The organism is Streptomyces rubrogriseus, from assembly GCF_027947575.1.
Lineage (GTDB): Bacteria > Actinomycetota > Actinomycetes > Streptomycetales > Streptomycetaceae > Streptomyces > Streptomyces rubrogriseus.
Genome location: NZ_CP116256.1, coordinates 6826512 through 6845376, shown reverse-complemented (window position 1 = coordinate 6845376; position 18865 = coordinate 6826512). Strand labels below are relative to the sequence as shown.

Annotated in this window: 17 protein-coding genes, 1 pseudogene and 2 riboswitches; of the genes and pseudogenes, 10 read left to right on the top strand and 8 right to left on the bottom strand. The window is 71.6% G+C overall.

Annotated features, from left to right (window positions below; translation table 11 throughout):
• Window positions 1-46 precede the first annotated feature (46 nt).
• Entirely contained in the window at window positions 47-2305 is a 2259-nt protein-coding gene (glgX, locus tag Sru02f_RS30670) for a glycogen debranching protein GlgX (protein ID WP_109036294.1), read from the bottom strand.
• A 155-nt stretch (window positions 2306-2460) separates the two neighbouring features.
• Between glgX and Sru02f_RS30665 the strand changes: the two genes are divergently transcribed.
• The 5 genes from Sru02f_RS30665 (at window position 2461) to Sru02f_RS30645 (ending at window position 7403) form a co-directional block, all read left to right on the top strand.
• Complete coding sequence (locus Sru02f_RS30665; RefSeq protein ID WP_109036292.1) at window positions 2461-3711, top strand: L,D-transpeptidase; 1251 nt, start codon at window positions 2461-2463, stop codon at window positions 3709-3711.
• Between the two features lie 156 nt (window positions 3712-3867).
• Window positions 3868-5070, top strand: coding sequence for a L,D-transpeptidase (locus tag Sru02f_RS30660; protein WP_109036290.1), 1203 nt, complete (start codon window positions 3868-3870; stop codon window positions 5068-5070).
• Window positions 5071-5115: 45 nt separating this feature from the next.
• On the top strand, window positions 5116-5883 hold the full coding sequence (locus Sru02f_RS30655) for an enoyl-CoA hydratase/isomerase family protein (protein ID WP_109036288.1): 768 nt from the start codon (window positions 5116-5118) through the stop codon (window positions 5881-5883).
• 304 nt (window positions 5884-6187) lie between these two features.
• Window positions 6188-6691, top strand: coding sequence for an ATP-binding protein (locus Sru02f_RS30650; protein WP_016327305.1), 504 nt, complete (start codon window positions 6188-6190; stop codon window positions 6689-6691).
• Between the two features lie 97 nt (window positions 6692-6788).
• The gene (locus tag Sru02f_RS30645; RefSeq protein ID WP_109036284.1) at window positions 6789-7403 is read left to right on the top strand and encodes an ADP-ribosyltransferase; all 615 of its coding nucleotides are present in this window, start codon (window positions 6789-6791) and stop codon (window positions 7401-7403) included.
• A 16-nt stretch (window positions 7404-7419) separates the two neighbouring features.
• Here Sru02f_RS30645 and Sru02f_RS30640 read toward each other — a convergent pair whose 3' ends face one another.
• Window positions 7420-8061 (bottom strand): GNAT family N-acetyltransferase, encoded by a 642-nt coding sequence (locus Sru02f_RS30640; protein ID WP_109036282.1) that lies wholly within the window; start codon window positions 8059-8061, stop codon window positions 7420-7422.
• Between the two features lie 201 nt (window positions 8062-8262).
• Between Sru02f_RS30640 and Sru02f_RS30635 the strand changes: the two genes are divergently transcribed.
• Both Sru02f_RS30635 and Sru02f_RS30630 read left to right on the top strand, forming a co-directional pair.
• The gene (locus Sru02f_RS30635; protein WP_109036280.1) at window positions 8263-8475 is read left to right on the top strand and encodes an EF-hand domain-containing protein; all 213 of its coding nucleotides are present in this window, start codon (window positions 8263-8265) and stop codon (window positions 8473-8475) included.
• Between the two features lie 153 nt (window positions 8476-8628).
• Window positions 8629-9309: pseudogene (locus Sru02f_RS30630) on the top strand (NADPH-dependent F420 reductase); the annotation flags it as partial.
• 11 nt (window positions 9310-9320) lie between these two features.
• Here Sru02f_RS30630 and Sru02f_RS30625 read toward each other — a convergent pair.
• Window positions 9321-9878, bottom strand: a complete 558-nt coding sequence (locus tag Sru02f_RS30625; protein WP_109036276.1) for a glycoside hydrolase family 25 protein — start codon at window positions 9876-9878, stop codon at window positions 9321-9323.
• Between the two features lie 180 nt (window positions 9879-10058).
• Between Sru02f_RS30625 and Sru02f_RS30620 the strand changes: the two genes are divergently transcribed.
• Entirely contained in the window at window positions 10059-10793 is a 735-nt protein-coding gene (locus Sru02f_RS30620; RefSeq protein ID WP_016327308.1) for a D-Ala-D-Ala carboxypeptidase family metallohydrolase, read from the top strand.
• 42 nt (window positions 10794-10835) lie between these two features.
• On the opposite strand, the gene Sru02f_RS30615 is transcribed toward Sru02f_RS30620, so the two are convergent.
• From Sru02f_RS30615 to gcvT, 5 genes are all read right to left on the bottom strand, one after another.
• On the bottom strand, window positions 10836-12254 hold the full coding sequence (locus Sru02f_RS30615; protein ID WP_109036274.1) for an MFS transporter: 1419 nt from the start codon (window positions 12252-12254) through the stop codon (window positions 10836-10838).
• 116 nt (window positions 12255-12370) lie between these two features.
• Complete coding sequence (locus Sru02f_RS30610; RefSeq protein WP_109036272.1) at window positions 12371-13738, bottom strand: L-serine ammonia-lyase; 1368 nt, start codon at window positions 13736-13738, stop codon at window positions 12371-12373.
• A 100-nt stretch (window positions 13739-13838) separates the two neighbouring features.
• On the bottom strand, window positions 13839-15101 hold the full coding sequence (gene glyA / locus Sru02f_RS30605) for a serine hydroxymethyltransferase (RefSeq protein WP_109036270.1): 1263 nt from the start codon (window positions 15099-15101) through the stop codon (window positions 13839-13841).
• A 14-nt stretch (window positions 15102-15115) separates the two neighbouring features.
• A complete protein-coding gene (gene gcvH, locus Sru02f_RS30600) occupies window positions 15116-15493 on the bottom strand; it encodes a glycine cleavage system protein GcvH (RefSeq protein ID WP_102928483.1) in 378 nt (125 codons plus the stop codon).
• Between the two features lie 147 nt (window positions 15494-15640).
• Window positions 15641-16759 carry a glycine cleavage system aminomethyltransferase GcvT gene (gcvT, locus tag Sru02f_RS30595; protein WP_109036268.1) on the bottom strand — a complete coding sequence of 373 codons (1119 nt, stop codon included), beginning with the start codon at window positions 16757-16759 and terminating at the stop codon, window positions 15641-15643.
• Window positions 16760-16798: 39 nt separating this feature from the next.
• Window positions 16799-16914: riboswitch (glycine riboswitch) on the bottom strand.
• A riboswitch (glycine riboswitch) is annotated at window positions 16915-17008 on the bottom strand.
• Between the two features lie 177 nt (window positions 17009-17185).
• On the opposite strand from gcvT, the gene Sru02f_RS30590 reads away from it, so the two are divergent.
• Window positions 17186-17854 (top strand): AAA family ATPase, encoded by a 669-nt coding sequence (locus Sru02f_RS30590; RefSeq protein ID WP_109036266.1) that lies wholly within the window; start codon window positions 17186-17188, stop codon window positions 17852-17854.
• Window positions 17855-17933: 79 nt separating this feature from the next.
• Window positions 17934-18701, top strand: coding sequence for an enhanced serine sensitivity protein SseB (locus Sru02f_RS30585; RefSeq protein ID WP_109036264.1), 768 nt, complete (start codon window positions 17934-17936; stop codon window positions 18699-18701).
• Window positions 18702-18865 lie beyond the last annotated feature (164 nt).

Sequence of the window (18865 nt, the reverse complement as noted above, 5' to 3'; positions counted from 1 at the left end):
CCGCGCCGCGGCGGCCGACCCGCCCCGGCCGGCCGGGCCCGCGCCCTCACCCCGCCCTCAGCAGCAGCACCGTCCGCGCCGGGACCGTGATCTCCGCTCCCGCGGGGTGTGCGGTGCCCGGTGCCTCGCCCTGTTCCTCCTGCCCGGTGTCGACGACCACCTCGTACCGCTCCGCCCACGGGGCGCCCGGCAGGACGAAGCCGGCCGGCTCCCCGCCCGCGTGCAGCACGGCCAGGAAGCTGTCGTCGACGACCGGGTCGCCGTGCTCGTCGCGGCCCGGGATGTCCCGCCCGGACAGGTACATGCCGAGAGTGGCGGCGGGGGCGTACCAGTCCCGCTCCGTCATCTCCGTGCCGCCCGCGGTGAACCAGGCCAGGTCGCGCAGGCCGTCCGCGGAGTGCGCGCGGCCGGAGAAGAAGGCCCGGCGGCGCAGCACCGGGTGCCGGTGGCGCAGGCCGATCAGCCGGGAGGCCAGCGCGAACAGGGGGGCCCACTCCGGGTCGTCCCGCAGGCTCCAGTCCACCCAGCCGGTCTCGTTGTCCTGGCAGTAGGCGTTGTTGCTGCCGCGCTGGGTGCGCCCCATCTCGTCGCCCGCCACCAGCATCGGCACCCCAGTCGACAGCAGCAGCGTGGTCAGCAGGTTGCGGAGCTGGCGCCGCCGCAGCGCGCGGACCTCCGCGTCGTCCGTCTCGCCCTCCGTGCCGCAGTTCCAGGACCGGTTGTCGTCCGTGCCGTCCCGGTTGCCCTCGCCGTTGGCCTCGTTGTGCTTGCGCTCGTACGACACCAGGTCGCGCAGCGTGAAGCCGTCGTGCGCGGTGACGAAGTTGACCGAGGCGTAGGGCCTGCGTCCGCCCCACGCGTACAGGTCGCTGGAGCCCGACAGGCGGTAGCCCATCTCCCGGACGTCCGGCAGCGCGTGCCGCCAGAAGTCCCGGACCGCGCCCCGGTAGCGGTCGTTCCACTCCGTCCACAGCGGCGGGAAGGCGCCGACCTGGTAGCCGCCCGAGCCCACGTCCCACGGCTCGGCGATCAGCTTCACCCGGCGCAGCACCGGGTCCTGCGCGATCACCGCGAGGAACGGGGAGAGCATGTCGACGTCGTGCATCGACCGGGCCAGCGCCGCCGCCAGGTCGAAGCGGAACCCGTCCACGCCCATCTCGGTGACCCAGTACCGCAGCGAGTCGGTGATCAGGCGCAGCACGTGCGGCTGGACCACGTGCAGGGTGTTGCCGCAGCCGGTGTAGTCGGCGTACCGGCGGGCGTCGGGCTGGAGACGGTAGTAGCCGCGGTTGTCGATGCCCTTCAGGGAGAGCGTCGGGCCCAGCTCGCCCGCCTCCGCCGTGTGGTTGTAGACCACGTCGAGGATCACCTCGATGCCGGCCGCGTGCAGCGCGCGCACCATCCGCTTGAACTCGCCGACCTGCTCGCCGGTGGTGCCGGAGGCGGCGTAGGCGGCGTGCGGGGCGAAGTAGCCGACCGAGTTGTAGCCCCAGTAGTTCCTCAGGCCGCGGTCCAGCAGATGGCTCTCGTGCGCGAACTGGTGCACCGGCAGCAGTTCCACCGCCGTCACGCCCAGCCGCGTCAGGTGCGCGATCGCCGCCGGGTGGGCGAGGCCCGCGTAGGTGCCGCGCAGCTCGGGCGGGATCTCCGGGTGGAGCTTGGTGAAGCCGCGCACGTGCAGCTCGTAGATGACCGAGTCCGCCCACGGCGTCTTGGGCCGCCGGTCGTCCGACCAGTCGTCGTCGTCGTGGACCACGATGCCCTTGGGGACGTGCGGCGCCGAGTCGCGGTCGTCGCGCACGGTGTCCGCGACCCGCTGCTCCGGCCAGTCCCGCACGTGGCCGTACACCTCGGGCGGCAGGCCGAAGTCGCCGTCCACGGCGCGGGCGTAGGGGTCGAGGAGCAGCTTCGCCGGGTTCCAGCGGGCGCCGGTCCACGGGTCCCAGCGGCCGTGCACCCGGTAGCCGTAGCGCTGCCCGGGCCGGACACCCGGCACGAAACCGTGCCAGATCTCGTGCGTCAGCTCGGCCAGCCGCACCCGGCTCTCCCTGGCACCGGGGCCCGGCCCGTCGAACAGGCACAGCTCGACCGCCTCCGCCCCGCCCGCCCACAGCGCGAAGTTGGTCCCCGCCACCTGGTCCGGACCGGTCCGGAACCGGGCGCCCAGCGGCACCGGGGTGCCCGGCCGGGCCGGCACGGCGGGCGGCGGAGCGGCGCGCCGCGTGCCATTGACCACGACGGCGGGGCGCCCGTCCGCGGCGGCCCGCTCCCCGGGCACCGCCTCCCGCTCGGCTGCGCTGGACACCTGTCAGCCTCCCACGGCTCGTGGAACGACGTCCGGCAGGAGGGCGCACGGCGTCCCGGCCGCTGCTCCCCGTCGCGTCGTCCTCCCCACAGTTCTGCCCACCGGGTGGCTCGCACTCACGTTTCCCCAGGGCCGACCGGTCGTTACGGGTGGATGTGAGGCACGTACACGAGCGCGCACCGCGCGCGGGCGCCGCTCTGGCCGCCCTTCTGACATGGGCAGGACTGCTGGCCGGGGCCACCGGATGCACCTCGGACGGCGGCGGCGTCGGTTCCGGCATCGGCTCGGGCATCGGCGAGATGTTCGGCAAGCAACCCGCCGCCGAGGACGTCATCCGCGTCACCCCCGACGACGGGAGCAAGGCCGTCCGGCCGGACGGGAAGCTGTCGGTGCGGGTGCCCGACGGGCGCCTGGAGTCGGTGAAGGTCGTCCGGTCGCAGGACGCGCAGGACACCCCGGTGCCCGGCCGGATCTCCGAGGACGGCCTGTCCTGGCGGCCCGACGACGGCCGGCTCGCCCTCGCCGCCAAGTACACCGTCGACGCCGTCGCCCTGGACGGCGGCGGACACCGCTCGGCCCGGCACACCACGTTCACCACGCAGGTCCCCGAGGAGCGCTTCATCGCCTACGTCGCCCCCGAGAACCGCTCGGTCGTCGGCACCGGCATGATCGTTTCACTGGAGTTCAACCGGGAGATCACCGACCGCGCCGCCGTCGAACGCGCCGTGACGGTCACCGCGGAGCCCGCCACCGAGATCCGCCCCCACTGGTTCGGCAAGGACCGCCTCGACTTCCGCCCGAAGGAGTACTGGAAGCCCGGCACCGAGGTCACCGTCGACCTGCGCCTGCGGGACGTGGAGGGCGCGAAGGGGGTCTACGGGCTCCAGCACAAGAAGGTCGCCTTCACCGTCGGCCGCAGCCAGGTCTCCCGTGTAGACGCCGTCGAGCGGACCATGCAGGTGCGCCGGGACGGCACCCTGCTGGCCACCGTGCCGATCACCGCGGGGGCGCCGACGACCCCCACCTACAACGGCCGGATGGTGATCACCGAGATGCTCGAGGTCACCCGCATGAACAGCCGCACGGTCGGCTTCGGCGGCGAGTACGACATCCCCGACGTCCCGCACGCCATCCGGCTGACCAGCTCGGGCACCTTCCTGCACGGCAACTACTGGGCGCCCGCCGACACCTTCGGCCGGGCCAACGTCAGCCACGGCTGCGTCGGACTGCGCGACGACAAGGGCGGCGGCTCCGACACCCCGGCGGGCTGGTTCTTCGACCGCAGCCTCATCGGCGACGTCGTCGAGGTGGTCCACAGCAAGGACAGGACCGTGGCCCCCGACAACGGGCTGGGTGGCTGGAACATGAAGTGGAAGGAGTGGAAGGCGGGCAGCGCGGTGAAGTGACGCCGGGACGTCCTCCGGCACCCGGCCACCAACTCGGTACGGAACGGTGACAATTCACCTGTCCCTCAACCCCCTGGCCTGCGGTTACGATGCGCCGGTGCGCGCGCGGGCGCACTGGGGCGCGGGCCCGACCAGGCCCGGCGAGGGGAGAACAAGGTGAACGTGCGTCCGATAGCGGGGGCGGTACTCGGGCTGCTGATGCTGACCGTCACCGCATGCGGTGGGGGCGGCTCGGGCTCGGGGGCCGGGGACGGCAAGGGGGACAAGGCCAAGGACGCCACCGCGGCACAGAGCGAACAGTCCGAGGCCGTCGTCACCATCGCTCCCGCCAACGGGGCCAAGGCCGTCGACACCAGCGGCGCCCTGAAGGTGGCCGCCGCGAAGGGCAGGCTCACCGAGGTCGTCGTCAAGGACGGCAAGGGCACGAAGGTCGACGGGAAGATAACCGGGGACGGCGCCACCTGGACGCCGTCCACCCACCTGGCCGCCTCCACCACGTACAGCGTGCACGCGGTGGCCAAGGACTCCGAGGGCCGCACGGCCGCCGAGGACTCCCGCTTCACCACCCTGACGCCGAAGAACACCTTCGTCGGCACCTTCACACCGGAGGACGGCTCGAAGGTCGGCGTCGGCATGCCGTTCTCGGTCCGCTTCACCCGGGGCATCACCAACCCGGAGGACGTCGAGAAGGCCATCACCGTCAAGACCGAGCCGGCCGTCGAGGTCGAGGGCCACTGGTTCGGCAACGACCGCCTCGACTTCCGGCCGGAGAAGTACTGGAAGGCCGGCACCAAGGTCACCGTCGACCTCAACCTCGACGGCGTCGAGGGCCGCGACGACGTCTACGGCAAGCAGGCCAAGACCGTCTCCTTCACCGTCGGCCGCAGCCAGGTCTCCGTCGTGGACGCCAAGAAGCACACGATGGAGGTCGTGCGGGACGGCAAGACCGTCAAGACCATTCCCGTCACCACCGGCGCGCCCGGCTACGAGACCTGGAACGGCCAGATGGTCATCACCGAGCGGCTCGCGGTGACCCGCATGAACGGCGAGACCGTCGGCTACGGCGGCGAGTACGACATCAAGGACGTCCCGCACGCCATGCGCCTGTCCACCTCAGGCACCTTCATCCACGGCAACTACTGGGGCGGCGACGCCTTCGGCAACCGCAACTCCAGCCACGGCTGCATCGGCCTGCGCGACGTACGCGGCGGCTGGGACAAGGGTGCGCCGGCCCGCTGGTTCTTCGAGAACTCGATCATCGGCGACGTGGTCGTGGTCAAGAACTCCGAGGACGCCACCATCGCCCCCGACAACGGCCTCAACGGCTGGAACATGTCCTGGGAGAAGTGGAAGGCCTGAGGGGGCGGCTGCCGCGGCGGGTGAACGCCCGCTAACCTGCGGAGCATGACCGTACATCTCGAAGTCGCCGAAGGCGTCGGAACGCTGCGCCTGGACCGTCCGCCGATGAACGCGTTGGACGTCGCCACCCAGGACCGGTTGAAGGAGCTGGCCGAGGAGATCACCCGGCGCGAGGACGTGCGCGCCGTGGTGATCCACGGCGGCGAGAAGGTGTTCGCGGCGGGCGCGGACATCAAGGAGATGCAGGTGATGGACCACGCGGCGATGATCGCGCGGTCCCGTGCCCTGCAGGACTCCTTCACCGCGGTGGCCCGCATCCCCAAGCCGGTGGTCGCGGCGGTGACCGGCTACGCGCTGGGCGGCGGCTGCGAACTCGCCCTGTGCGCCGACTTCCGCATCGCGGGGGAGAACGCCAAGCTCGGCCAGCCCGAGATCCTGCTCGGCCTGATCCCCGGCGCGGGCGGCACCCAGCGGCTGTCCCGGCTGATCGGCCCCTCCAAGGCCAAGGACCTGATCTTCACCGGCCGTCAGGTGAAGGCCGACGAGGCCCTGGCGCTCGGCCTGGTGGACCGGGTGGTCCCGGCCGCCGAGGTCTACGAGCAGGCGCACGCCTGGGCCGCGCGGCTCGCCAAGGGCCCGGCCATCGCACTGCGCGCGGCGAAGGAGGCGATCGACACGGGCCTGGAGACGGACATCGAGACCGGCCTCGCCGTCGAGCGCAACTGGTTCGCGGGGCTGTTCGCCACCGAGGACCGCGAGCGCGGGATCCGCAGCTTCGTGGAAGAGGGCCCGGGCAAGGCCAAGTTCCTCTGAAGACCCCGCAAGAAGTACAAGTTTCATCCGAAGTCACGTTGTACCACTTGCAATTGACGCGATGTCTGATCCGCGTCCCTCGATGGGGCGGTTTATGGCAGCCTTAACGCACCATTAAGCGCGCCTTGTCGAGGGAGTCCGTCGCTTGTCTCCGGCCGAGCCGTTCGCGCAGGTCACCGGGGCTGTTTCCGGCCCCGAACTGCCTGTGGCATATGCCGATCGACCGTCGTCCGACCGGGCTCCGGCGGAGGCGTATTCCCCGGGAACGGCCCCGGAGGCCCCCGAGGGCGGCCATGATGGGGGCATGGCGGGGCTGGATGGTACGGAACAGCCGCGGGGAGCCGGACGTGCGACCGCGGCGCGCTGGTCGCCGGCGGTCGAGGACGAGCGGGCGCTCAAGGCGCTGGACCTGTTCGGCAACCCCACGGAGCACGAAGTTCCGTTACCCTCCCGGCCCGAGTCCGCCGCCACCGCCCGCCGGCTGGCCCAGGTCGTCGCCCTGCGTCAGTGGCAGCTCGGCCCCAAGGTCACGGAGGACGCCGTCCTCCTCGTCTCCGAACTGGTCGGCAACGCCGTACGCCACACCGGTGCCCGGGTCTTCGGCCTCCGCATGCGGCGCCGCCCCGGCTGGATCCGGGTCGAGGTCCGAGACCCCTCCCGGGGGCTGCCCTGTCTGATGCCGGTGCAGGAGACGGACATCAGCGGGCGCGGCCTCTTCCTCGTCGACAAGCTCTCCGACCGGTGGGGCGTCGATCTGCTGCCGCGCGGGAAGACCACCTGGTTCGAGATGCGGGTCCTGGACCGCTGAGAGCCCATCTGCCCCGGAAAGCAACCCCGTTCACCGGACACGCCACCTACGGGTGAGAATCCGGAACGCGTCGCTCCGCAGCCGGGATCGTATCCGCATGATCACCACTCGTCTGCGCCGCCGGACCGCCGCCGCGGTCCTGTCGATCTCCGCCGTCCTCGCCACCACCGCGGCCACCGCCCCCGGTGCCGCCACGGTCCCGGCGGCGGCCCCCGCCAAGGCCGCCCCGGCCTGCCCCCAGTTCGACGACAGGACCAAGGCCGCCGCCGACCGCGGCGTCGACGTCGACCGCATCACGCCCGAGCCGGTCTGGCGCACCACCTGCGGCACCCTCTACCGCAGTGACAGCCGCGGCCCGCAGGTCGTCTTCGAAGAGGGCTTCCACGCCAAGGACGTCCAGAACGGGCAGTACGACGTCGAGAAGTACGTCCTGGTCAACCAGCCCTCGCCGTACGTCTCGACGAGCTACGACCACGACCTCTACAAGACCTGGTACAAGTCCGGCTACAACTACTACATCGACGCCCCCGGCGGCATCGACGTCAACAAGACCATCGGCGACACCCACAAGTGGGCCGACCAGGTCGAGGTCGCCTTCCCCGGCGGCATCCAGCGGAAGTACATCATCGGCGTCTGTCCGGTCGACCGGCAGACCAAGACCGAGATCATGAGCGACTGCGAGAGCAACCCGCACTACCAGCCCTGGCACTGACACCGGCCGCCCCGGCTCAGGGGCGCAGGAACAGCGCCTCCGAGCCCACCGGCCGGTAACCCGCCGCCTGGAACGCCCGCAGACTGCGGGCGTTCCCCGCCGAAACCTGCGCCCAGACCACCTCACCCCCGGCCAGCTGCCGCGCCGCCGTCACCAGCAGCCGCCCGAGCCCCCGGTGCCGGGCGCCCTCCGCCACCTCCACGGCCACCTCGAGCCGCCCGCCGACCCCGCGGCCCAGCACCAGCACCCCGCCGTCCGCCGCCCACACCCGCACCCCGTCGCGCCGCCGCCGGGCGGCGACCACCCGGGGGTGCCCGGGATCGGCGACCTCCTCCAGCGCCAGGTCGGGGCGCCCGGGCAGCGGCGCCCCGGTCAGCAGCACGTCGATCGTGTCCGTCGCCCGGCCCGTGCGCTCCGCGAACGCCGCCAGGAACCGGGAGTTCATCGTCGCGGCGAGCGGATCGCAGCCCAGCGACGCCAAGGTCCCCCGCACCCAGCCCTCGTCCGCCTCGTCGGTGAAGACCACCGAGTGGGCGGTGAAGGCGATGACCCCCGCGTCCCGGTCGCCGAACTGCGGCACGACGCTCGTGCCGCCGTCCGCCGCGGGGAACACCCCCCGCGCCGCCGCGTCCAGAATGTCCCGCAGGCTCTCCGCCACACCGCGCTCCTCGAGTCTCCAGCCACTGGAAGGCACACACTCCCACCACCGGCCCCCACGGTGCGCCGGTCCGCGACGCCGGTCCGGCCGCCGTCCGCCAACGCCTGACCGCTGTGGGTGGTCGCCGCGCCGGGCTCTCGGACGGCCGGTTAATCTGACCTGCGTCAGATGGACCCAATGCACGGAACGAGGGGCGGACCGGTGGCCGACATCGAGGAAGCACGCAAGCAGTTCGAGCGGATCGACACGGACGGTGACGGCCTCATCACCGCGGCCGAGTTCAAGACCGCGCTCGCCCAGGGCGGCGACTGGAACGTCACCGAGTCGGTGGCCGAGGCGATCATCGCCGGCCGCGACGTCGACGGCGACAAGCAGCTGTCGTTCGACGAGTTCTGGGCCCACCTGAACAAGTGACGACACGGTGAGGGGCGCCCGGCGGTCACCCGGCGGGCGCCCCTTCGCCGTCCGGGCACATTGCTGCGGGCGAGTGAAAGCGGGGCGACGGCGGAATAGCCTGCCGGGCTCGGAGGTTGCTGGTGCTCAACGGCAGGACACGACCTCCGAAGGGCCAGGCGAGTCGGCATCATGAAGATCGGCATCATCGGCGCGGGCGAAATCGGCGGCAACCTCACCCGGAGGCTCACCGCACTCGGACACGACGTCTCCGTCGCGAACTCGCGCGGGCCGCACACGCTCGGCGCACTGGCCGAGGAGACCGGCGCCACCCCCGTACCGGTGGAGGAGGCGGCGCGGGGCGCCGAGATCGTGGTCGTCACCATCCCGCTGAAGCGGGTCCCGGACCTGCCGTCCGGCGTCCTGGACGGCGCGGCCGAGGGCGTCGCGGTCGTCGACACCGGCAACTACTACCCGCAGCAGCGGGACGGCAGGATCGCGGGCATCGAGGACGAGGGCCTCACCGAGAGCCGCTGGACCGAACGCCACCTCGGTCACCCGGTGATCAAGGCCTTCAACGGCACCTACGCCCAGGACATCCTCGACCGGCCCCGTCCGGCCGGCGCTCCCGACCGCCTGGCGCTCCCGGTGGCCGGCGACGACGAGGCGGCCAAGGCGAAGGTCCGCACCCTGATCGACGAGCTGGGCTTCGACACCGTCGACGCCGGCGGCATCGACGACTCCTGGCGCCAGCAGCCGGAGACCCCGGTCTACGGTCTGCGCGAGGGCGTCGACGGTGTGACCAAGGCGTTGGCGGAGGCGTCCCCGGAGCGGCCCGCGGCCTTCCGGGGCTGACGACCCCGCCCTCAGGCGCCCTGGGCCCACTCCTTCAGCGCGGCCTTGCTCGCGAAGTCCGCCACGTTGGTGTCGACCGGGTCGTCGGTGTACTGGTGGAAGCGCCACTTGGCCTGGATGCGCGGCTTGCCCGCCGAGACGTAGTCGGCGATCCAGAGCCCGTCACCGGCGTACGAGGTGGTGTCGACGTTCAGCCAGAAGTTCCGGTTGCAGTAGAGGACGACCCGGTTGTCCGGCCGCAGCGTCTTCAGTCTCCGGATGAAGCTGTCCTTCTCCGCGTTGCTCGGGTGGGTGCCCTCGCCGTTCGTCTCCCAGTCGACGGCGAGGACGTCGCCCTTGCGGTCCGGGGCCTTGGAGACGAAGTACTCGGCCTGGGCGGCCAGGTTGCCCGGCCACAGGAAGTGGTAGAAGCCGACGACGAGTCCGGCGTCGCGGGCCCGCTTCGTCTGGGCCGAGAGCTTGGGGTTGACGTACGAACGGCCCTCCGTCGCCTTCACGAAGACGAAGGAGAGGCCGTCCGTGTCGTAGCTGGAGGACTGGTAGGCGCTGACGTCGATGCCACGCAGCATGGGGCCTCCCTGAAAGGCTGTGGGGGGACGGGAGTTGGTTATTCCCCACGATGGCACGGGTGATCCGCGTCGGAGGCGGAAACGTCGACTTCCCTTCGCCGGGGCGCCATTGACGCGCGTAGCGCGGTGCCGCACGCTGGGCTCCGGTTCGAAGGACGACTCGACGGTCGGGAGGCCGGGATGTTCAGACGCGTGTCACGTCTCCTTCTCTCATTTGTCATGCTCATGGCCGGAGCGGTGGTCGGGGTGGGCGCCACCGCCGGCGCCGCCCACGCCGACTCCTGCTACACCTGGAACCGCACCCTCTCCCAGGGATCCTCCGGCAGCGACGTGACCCAGCTCCAGATCCGCGTCGCGGGCTGGGTCACCTCCGGCGAACGGCTCTCCTACGACGGCCAGTACGGCGCCCGGACCGCCGCCGCGGTCAAGAAGTTCCAGGCCGCCTACGGCCTGGGCGCGGACGGCGTCGCGGGCCCGGCGACCTTCAGCAAGATCTACGCGCTCCAGGACGCGGACTGCACGCCCGTCCACTTCACCTACGCCGAGCTCAACAAGTGCAACTCGGACTGGTCGGGCGGCGCGGTCTCCGCCGCCACCGCCAAGTCGAACGCGCTGAAGACCATGTGGAAGCTGGAGGCCATGCGGCACGCCCTCGGCGACGTGCCGATCACCATCTCCAGCGGCTTCCGCTCCCGGGCCTGCAACAGCGCGGTCGGCGGCTCGTCCACCAGCCGCCACCTCTACGGCGACGCCGCCGACCTCACCGGCTCGCCCAGCTTCTGCCGGCTCGCCCAGCAGGCCAGGACCCACGGCTTCTCGGAGATCCTCGGCCCGGGCTACCCCGGCCACAACGACCACACCCACGTGGCCTTCGACCCGTCGCCGTACTGGTCGGCCCCCAACTGCGGCATCTGAGCCGCCGGAGCCAGTCCTGCGCGGACCCCGTGCGGCCCCGGATCAGGACGCGGACGACGCCGCCGGGGCCGTCCGGGGGTCCTCGCCGGCGGGTGCGGACCCCTGCTCCTCCAGGGAGACGTCCTTGGTCTCCTTGGAGAGCAGGAGGGCGGCCAGCGTCAGCACGGCCATCGCCGAGAGGTACACGCCGACCAGCCGCGGCGACCCGTCACCGGCCTCCCACAGGGCCACCGCTATGAAGGGGGCGACGGCCGCGCCGAGGATCGAGCTGACGTTGTACGAGATGCCGGATCCGGTGTAGCGCACACTCGTCGGGAACAGCTCCGGCAGCAGGGCGCCCATCGGGCCGAAGGTCATGCCCATCAGTGTGAAGCCGAGCACCAGCCACAGCACCACGCCGAGCGTGCCCATGTCGATCAGCGGCACCCAGACCAGACCGAAGACCACGATGGCGACGGTGATCCAGAGCAGGGTGGCGCGGCGTCCGTACCGGTCGGCGAGCGGGCCGGAGACCAGGGTGAACACGGCGAAGAACAGCACCCCGAAGATCATCATCAGGACGAACGTGGTGTAGCTGTACCCGAGTCCCGGCACGTCGGCGTCCTTCGCGGCGCGCCCGTAGCTCAGCGAGAACGTGGTCATGAGGTAGAAGAGCACGTACGTCGCCAGCATGATGAACGTGCCCAGGACCAGCTGCTTCCAGTGCCCCTGGACCACGGTGGCCAGCGGCAGCTTCCGCACCTTCCCGGCCTCGCGGGTCTGGGTGAACACCGTCGACTCGACGAGCCGGGAGCGCACCCACAGGCCGATCGCGACCATCACGGCGGAGAACAGGAACGGGATGCGCCAGCCCCAGCTCGCGAAGGCCTCGGACGGCTGCGTGGGGTCGGCGCCGCCCTCGGAGGGCAGCAGCGCCCCGATGATCAGGAACAGGCCGTTGCCGATGATGAAGCCGAGCGGCGCGCCGAGTTGGGGGAAGGTCCCCCACAGGGCCCGCTTGCCGCGGGGCGCGTTCTCGGTCGCGACCAGCGCGGCCCCGCTCCACTCGCCGCCGAGCGCGAAGCCCTGGGCGAGCCGCATCAGCACGAGCAGCGCGGTGGCGACCCAGCCGGCCTGCGCGTAGGTGGGCAGCGCGCCGATGAGGAAGGTGGCGATGCCCATGGTGAGGAGCGAGACGACCAGCGTCTTCTTGCGGCCGAGCCGGTCACCGAGATGCCCGAAGAAGACGGCGCCGATCGGCCGGGCGACCATCGCGGCGCCGAAGACCGCGAACGACGACAGCAGCGCGGTGGTGGGGTCGCTGCTCGGGAAGAAGAGCTTCGGGAAGACGAGGACGGCGGCGGTCGCGTAGATGTAGAAGTCGTAGAACTCGATCGTCGTCCCCATGAGGCTGGCGACGAGGACCCGCGACCGGGGATTGACCGGCGTCTGCGGTGCGGGGACGGAAGCTGGTGCGGGCATGGCTGGATCTTTCACGTGCGAAACATGTATTCCGCAACGATCTCAGCCGTCTTGTTTTTCGGAAAGCGGGTGTCACGATGTGAGACGCCCGCCTCCTCTCCGACCCGGGGCGCCGCTCAGCACTCGATGATGTTCACCGCGAGCCCGCCGCGCGCCGTCTCCTTGTACTTGACCGACATGTCGGCGCCGGTTTCCTTCATGGTCTTGATGACCTTGTCGAGGGAGACCTTGTGCGAGCCGTCGCCGCGCATCGCCATCCGGGCCGCGGTGACCGCCTTGACCGCGGCCATGCCGTTGCGCTCGATGCAGGGGATCTGGACCAGGCCGCCGACCGGGTCGCAGGTGAGGCCGAGGTTGTGCTCCATGCCGATCTCGGCGGCGTTCTCCACCTGCTCCGGGGAGCCGCCGAGCACCTCGGCGAGGGCGCCGGCCGCCATCGAGCAGGCCGAGCCGACCTCGCCCTGGCAGCCGACCTCGGCGCCGGAGATGGAGGCGTTCTCCTTGAAGAGCATGCCGATGGCGCCGGCCGCGAGGAGGAAGCGGACCACGCCGTCCTCGTCGGCGCCGGGGACGAAGTTCACGTAGTAGTGCAGTACCGCCGGGATGATTCCGGCCGCGCCGTTGGTGGGGGCGGTGACGACCCGGCCGCCGGCCGCGTTCTCCTCGTTCACGGCCATCGCGTAGAGCGTGATCCACTCCATCGCCAGGGCCTGCGGGTCGCCCTCGGAGCGCAGCTTGCGCGCGGTGTTCGCGGCGCGGCGGCGGACCTTCAGGCCGCCCGGCAGGATGCCCTCGCGGGTCATGCCGCGGTCCACGCACGCCCGCATCACGCGCCAGATCTCCAGCAGGCCCTCGCGGATCTCGTCCTCGTCGCGCCAGGCCCGCTCGTTCTCCAGCATCAGCGCGGAGATGGACAGGCCCGTCTCGCGGGCCAGGCGCAGCAGCTCGTCGCCGGTGCGGAAGGGGTACTTCAGGACGGTGTCGTCCAGGACTATGCGGTCCGCGCCCACCGCGTCCTCGTCGACGACGAAGCCGCCGCCGACCGAGTAGTAGGTCTTGGTCAGCACTTCGGCGCCCTCGGCGTCGTACGCCCACAGCGTCATGCCGTTGGCGTGGTAGGGGAGGGCCTTGCGGCGGTGCAGGACCATGTCGTCGTCGTAGGCGAAGGCGATCTCGTGCTCGCCGAGGAGGCTGATGCGGCCGGAGGACTTGATCTTCTCGACGCGGTCGTCGGCCGTCTCCACGTCCACCGTGCGCGGTGAGTCGCCCTCCAGGCCGAGCAGCACCGCCTTGGGGGTGCCGTGGCCGTGTCCGGTGGCGCCGAGCGAGCCGTACAGCTCGGCGCGGACCGAGGCGACGGAGTCCAGCAGCTCCTCGTTGCGCAGGCGGCGGGCGAACATGCGGGCCGCGCGCATCGGGCCGACCGTGTGCGAGCTCGACGGGCCGATGCCGATCGAGAACAGGTCGAAGACCGAGATGGCCACGGGGACTCCTCAGAACGGGGGTGGTGCGGAGGGGGTGCCGAGGGGCGGGGCGCCCGGCCGCTTGTGGCGGATGCGGCGTCCCACCCCTCGGGTGCGGTGTCTACTTGTTCAGACCCGGGTACAGCGGGTGCTTGTCGGCCAGGGTCTTCACCCGGGCCTTGAGGGCCTGGGCGTCGTAGGACGGCTTCAGCGCCTCGGCGATCACGTCCGCGACCTCGGCGAAGTCCTCGGCGGTGAAGCCGCGGGTCGCCAGGGCCGGCGTACCGATGCGCAGACCGGAGGTCACCATCGGCGGGCGCGGGTCGTTCGGGACGGCGTTGCGGTTGACCGTGATGCCGACCTCGTGGAGGCGGTCCTCGGCCTGCTGCCCGTCCAGCTCGGAGTCGCGCAGGTCGACCAGGACCAGGTGGACGTCCGTGCCGCCGGTCAGGACGGAGACGCCCGCGGCCTTCGCGTCGTCCCGCACCAGGCGCTCGGCCAGGATGCGGGCACCCTCCAGCGTACGGCCCTGGCGCTCCTTGAAGTCCTCGCTCGCGGCGACCTTGAAGGCGACGGCCTTGGCGGCCACCACGTGCTCCAGCGGGCCACCCTGCTGACCGGGGAAGACGGCGGAGTTGATCTTCTTGGCCAGCTCGGCCGTGGAGAGGATCACACCGCCGCGCGGGCCGCCCAGCGTCTTGTGGGTGGTCGTGGTGACGACGTGGGCGTGCGGCACCGGGTTCGGGTGCAGGCCCGCCGCGACCAGACCGGCGAAGTGCGCCATGTCGACCATCAGGTACGCGCCGACCTCGTCCGCGACCTTGCGGAACGCGGCGAAGTCCAGCTGACGCGGGTAGGCCGACCAGCCCGCCACGATCAGCTTCGGCTTGGTCTCCTTGGCCAGGCGCTCCACCTCGGCCATGTCGACCTGGCCGTCGTCGCCGACGTGGTAGGGGACCACGTTGTAGAGCTTGCCGGAGAAGTTGATCTTCATGCCGTGGGTCAGGTGCCCGCCGTGGGCGAGGTTCAGACCCATGATCGTGTCGCCGGGCTTGAGCAGCGCGAACATCGCGGCCGCGTTGGCCTGGGCGCCCGAGTGCGGCTGCACGTTGGCGTGCTCGGCGCCGAAGAGGGCCTTGACCCGGTCGATGGCGATCTGCTCGACCACGTCGACGTGCTCGCAGCCGCCGTAGTAGCGGCGGCCCGGGTAGCCCTCGGCGTACTTGTTGGTGAGGACCGAGCCCTGGGCCTCCATGACCGCGACCGGCGCGAAGTTCTCCGACGCGATCATCTCGAGGGTGGACTGCTGGCGGTCCAGCTCGGCGTCGACGGCGGCGGCGACGTCCGGGTCCAGCTCGTGCAGGGGTGTGTTCAGAAGCGACATGCGATCGTGACTCCTCAGGCGCCGGCGAAGGCGGTGTACTCGTCGGCGGAGAGCAGGTCGGCGGGCTCGTCCGTGACCTTCACCTTGAACAGCCAGCCGCCCTCGAAGGGGGCGCTGTTCACCAGCGACGGGTCGTTGACGACGTCCTCGTTGACCTCGGCGATCTCACCGGAGACGGGGGAGTACAGGTCGGAGACGGACTTGGTCGACTCCAGTTCGCCGCAGGTCTCGCCCGCGGTCACCGAGTCGCCGACCTCGGGGAGCTGGACGAAGACGACGTCACCGAGCGCGTTGGCCGCGTGCTCCGTGATGCCGACCGTCGAGACGCCGTCCTCGGCGCCCGACAGCCACTCGTGCTCCTTGCTGTAGCGCAGCTGCTGGGGGTTGCTCATGGCCTGAATTCTCCTGTACGCGAGGAAGTGGCTGGTGAAGGGGGTGAAGGGGGTGACGAGGGAGCGCTGAGTGACAAGGGTGACTCAGGGGGGCAGCCGCGGAGGGGCGGCACCCCGTGTCCGCTGGCTGCTTCTGTCTGCTTCTGTCTACTTCTGGCGCTTGTAGAACGGCAGCGCCACGACCTCGTACGGCTCGTGGCTGCCCCGGATGTCCACGCCCACGCCCTCGGTGCCCGGAGCCGCGTGCGCGGGGTCGACGTACGCCATGGCGATCGGCTTGCCCAGCGTCGGGGACGGAGCGCCGGAGGTGACCTCGCCGATCACCTCGCCGCCCGCGACGACCTGGTACCCGGAGCGCGGGACCCGGCGGCCCTCGGCGACCAGGCCGACCAGGACGCGGGGCGGCCGGGAAGCGGCGCGCTCGGCGGCCTCGGTCAGCGCGGCGCGCCCGACGAAGTCGCCCTCCTTCTCGAACTTCACCACCCGGCCCAGACCGGCGTCGAACGGCGTCAGCGCGGTCGACAGCTCGTTGCCGTACAGCGGCATGCCCGCCTCCAGGCGGAGCGTGTCCCGGCAGGACAGGCCGCACGGGATCAGCCCCGCGCCCTCGCCCGCCTTGGTCAGCGCCTGCCACAGCCCGACGGCGTGCTCCGGCTTCACGAACAGCTCGAAGCCGTCCTCGCCGGTGTAGCCGGTGCGCGCGATCAGCGCCGGGACGCCCGCGACCGTGCCGGGCAGCCCGGCGTAGTACTTCAGGCCGTCCAGGTCGGCGTCGGTGAGCGACGCGAGGATGCCCGGGGACTCCGGGCCCTGCACGGCGAGCAGCGCGTAGGCGTCGCGGTCGTCGCGCACCTCGGCGTCGAACCCGGCCGCCCGCTCGGTCAGCGCGTCCAGGACGACCTGGGCGTTGGAGGCGTTGGCGACGACCATGTACTCGGCCTCTTCGAGCCGGTAGACGATCAGGTCGTCCAGGATGCCGCCGTCCTCGCGGCAGATCATGGTGTAGCGCGCCCGGCCCGGCTTCACGGTGCCGATGTTGCCGACCAGCGCGAAGTTCAGCAGCTCGGCCGCCTGCGGCCCGGTGACGGTGATCTCACCCATGTGCGACAGGTCGAAGAGACCGGCGCGGGTGCGCACCGCGACGTGCTCCTCGCGCTCGGAGCCGTAGCGAAGCGGCATGTCCCAGCCGGCGAAGTCGGTCATCGTCGCGCCCAGCGCGCGATGCGTGGCATCGAGCGCGGTACGGCGCAGTTCGGTACTGCTCATCGGTCGGTCGTCTCCCAGGACAGGACGTGGCGAGGTCGGTCCTCCCCATCTGTCATCGGAACCTGAGAGGTTCGCCACGGCCACCGGAGTACGGCGAACAGGGCTTGCACCTTGGGTGGGACCGCCGTCGGGGGCGGTCCGCTTTTCAGATGTGCCTCGCCCGCGCGGTAACGGGGCCTGAGAGATTCAAGGGAGGGACTTGCTCCTTCGGCGCCCCGGCGCGGCCGGGGACTCTCCCGCGCGGATTCAAACGGCCGGTATGCAGTTGGCGCCGCCATCATTGCACGCCCGGGCGATCCGTGGCAGACCGTGATCTGTAACCGGCTTGTGGCAGTAAGCGAACGAAAACGCGAGACCCGCGCATTACCTTCTCTTTACACTCGACGGGGAGGTACTCGTGTACCGCCCCAGGGGAGGACGATCACGGTGAACAGGACCACGGCGTACGCCACCACCTCGGGACTCGCGCTGCCCAAGCAGCCGGCCGCCCCGGCCCCCGAGGCATGCGCCCCACTGACCGCACCCGTCGTCCGCGACCTGAGGGACCGCGACGGCCGCAGCCCGCACGCCCTGCTCTTCGGACCCCGGGACCTGGTGGTGATCACCGGCCTGCCCGGCAGCGGCAAGTCCACGCTGATGCGGCGCACCGTGCGCGGCGGCCGCATCGACTCCCAGGACACCCGCGACCGCTGGGACCGCCGCATGCCGCGCCTCCTGCCCTACACGCTCTACCGGCCCCTCGTCCGCCTCGCCCACTACGCCGGACTGCGCCGCGCGCTGCGCTCCGGCGAGGGCGTCGTCGTGCACGACTGCGGCACCCAGGCCTGGGTGCGCGGCTGGCTGGCCCGCGAGGCCCGCCGCCGGGACGGCACCCTGCACCTGCTGCTCCTCGACGTCGCTCCCGGCGAGGCCCTGGCCGGCCAGCGCGAGCGCGGCCGGGGCGTCTCGCGGTACGCGTTCCTGCGGCACCGCACGGCCAACTCCCGCCTGCTGCGCGCGGTGACCGAGGGCACCCTGCCCGCGGGCTGCTCCTCGGCGGTCGTCCTCGACCGGGCGGCAGCCGACACCCTGCGCCGGATCGCCTTCACGGGGTGACGCACGGTAGGGCTCCGGGGCCGAACGGGTTAGCCTTTCAGCCACGAACGGCGGTACCAGGCAGGCGGTAGGTAGGCAGATGGACTTCCCGGCACAGGCGCACCCCCACCCGCACGGCGGGTGGCCAGGCAACGAGCTGGAGGAGGTGCTGTCGGCCTCCCTCGGCATCCCGTCGGCCGGCGGCCGGATCGTGGAGGTCCTCGGCCGCAGCTTCCTGTGGATACCCCTGCCGAACGGCGGCGGCCCGCACAGCGGCCCCCTCGACCTGCCCTCGCTGGAGATCGACGGCCAGGCCTACGTGCCGGTGTTCAGCTCGGAGGAGCAGCTCCGCCAGGTCGCGGGCGCGCACATGGCGTACACCATCGCCCCCGCCGCGGAGTTCGCCCGCGGCCTGCCCCCGCAGGTCGGCATCGCGGTGAACCCGGAGGGCGTGGTCGGCATCCCGCTGCCGCCGCCCGCCGTGGCCGAGCTGTGCCGGGCCGGGCGCACCCCGCTGGACGGGCCCTCCTCCGGCGGCCGGGTCCGTCTCTTCGAGCCGGACTGGCAGGACGACCCGGTGGACTTCCTGGCCGCGGCCTCCGCCGAGTTCGCCGCCACCGGCGTCGTACGCAGCGCGCGCCGCTGCATGGCCGCCGTCGAGACCGCCGACCCGGTCCTGTTCGTCGGCGTCGAACTCACCCACTGGGAGGGCGACGCCCGAACCCTCCCGCTGGACGCCCTGGGCCGGGCCCTCACCAAGTCCCCCCTGAAGTACCAGGTCAACCTGGTCCTCCTGGAAGCGGCCCAGGACCCGGTCTGCGACTGGATGCGGGAGAGGGTCAGGCCGTTCTACGACCGGGACTTGTAGGCGCCGGGCAAGGACAACGCCCTGAAGGGGCCCGGGGCTGTGACATGTGCGGCTCCGCCGCGTGGGCGCGATCAACCACGACGAAACCCGCACCCGCCGGACGGCAAGGAGCCCCGAGCTCCTAGGCACCCCGCACCCCGCGGAGCCTTAAGCTGGTCCCCACA